This window comes from Streptomyces sp. McG3 (assembly GCF_018619185.1).
Classification (GTDB): Bacteria; Actinomycetota; Actinomycetes; order Streptomycetales; family Streptomycetaceae; genus Streptomyces.
Map to the genome: position 1 here is coordinate 1 of NZ_JAAXYC010000562.1, position 1,418 is coordinate 1,418.

Annotated in this window: 2 protein-coding genes; both read right to left on the minus strand. The window is 74.9% G+C overall.

What is annotated here, in order from left to right; all coding sequences use genetic code 11:
- Nucleotides 1-22 precede the first annotated feature (22 nt).
- The gene (locus tag HET64_RS38440) at nucleotides 23-469 is read right to left on the minus strand and encodes a hypothetical protein (RefSeq protein ID WP_215111852.1); all 447 of its coding nucleotides are present in this window, start codon (nucleotides 467-469) and stop codon (nucleotides 23-25) included.
- A gap of 148 nt (nucleotides 470-617) precedes the next feature.
- On the minus strand, nucleotides 618-1,418 hold an 801-nt coding region (locus HET64_RS38445), incomplete at its 5' end, for a class I SAM-dependent methyltransferase (RefSeq protein ID WP_215111853.1).

Sequence of the window (1,418 nt, forward strand, 5' to 3'; positions counted from 1 at the left end):
CGTCAAGGGCGGGGCTCGCACGTCAGGGGCGGGGCTCGAAGCGGATCGCCATCGTGTCCCCGGCGACCACCACGAAGTCCCCTTCCTCGCACCGGATGACGGCCTGGAGCACCTCCCCGCCGGCATCCCTCAGCTCCTGGGTGCCCACGACCGTCCACGCTCCCCCGTACGGCACCGGGGGGAGGAGGGCGGGCGGCGCGTGCTGCCACCGGCTCGCCGGTACGCACCAGTCGGGCAGCCTCGGCCAGGCGCCCGGGGTGACGTGCAGCGTCCGGTCGGAGGCGCAGGTCAGCAGGACGGACTGGTCGTCCGAGAGGACGAACTCGACGGCCTCCGGCTCGCCCGCCCGGCCCTCGGGCCGGTAGTAGACCCCGAGGACGGCGGTGATCCTGGCCCCCGTGAGCCAGTCGGCGTTGCCGTGCCGCGCACGGCCGGCAGGCGCCGCGCAGTCTTCTCTCTCCAGGGTCATGACCGCTCCCCCTCCTTCGCTGTGCCCTTCGCTGAGCGTGCGTCCCGTCGAGTAGGACGGCCGCCCGCACGATCCCGTTGCCTCCGGGGCAATGCTGAACTGGCGTACGGGGTAGGCGGGTTGACCGGCGGGCGAGTCCCGGTCGCCGTCACCGGGGCTTGCGGGCCTCGATCAGGAAGCGGGCGGTGCGGGCGCGGAACGGCCCTTCCGCCTCGATCTGCCGGTGCAGTGCGGCCAGTTGGGGCCGGTACCGCTCGACGGTGAACCCGGGGACCATCCAGATCACCTTGCGCAGGAAGTAGACCACCGCGCCGATGTCGTGGAACGTGGTGCGCAGGGTCTCGGAGCGCAGGTCCACCACATCCAGTCCGGCCGCCGTCGCGGCGGCCCGCGCGTCCTCCGGGTGCCGGCCGCGGCGGACCTCGGGCGGCTGGGGGCCGAGGAAGTACTCGACGAGTTCGAAGACGCTGGCCGGGCCGACCTGCTGCGAGAAGTACGTGCCACCGGGGGCGAGGACCCGCGCGATCTCCTCCCACCACGCGGTGACCGGATGGCGGCTGACCACGAGGTCGAAGGCGGCGTCCCCGAAGGGCAGCGGCGGCTCGTCCGCGTCGGCGACGACGACCGCCCCGAGCGGGTGCAGGAGGGCGGTGGCGCGGGCGACGTTGGGCGGCCAGGCCTCCGTGGCCACGGTGACCGGCGGGAGCTTCGGCGCGGCGGCCAGGACCTCGCCGCCCCCGGTCTGGAGGTCGAGCGCCGCGTGGGCCCGGCCGAGGCGGTCGGCCATCGCGCGGGCGTACCCCCAGGAGGGGCGCTCCTCGGTGGCCCTGCCCTCCAGCCAGGAGAAGTCCCAGCCGTCCACGGACACGGCGTCGGCCTCGGCGACGAGGGCCTCGAACCGGTCACGGGAGGCCGCGGAGTCGAAGGGGAGAGGGGCGGGGACGGGAGC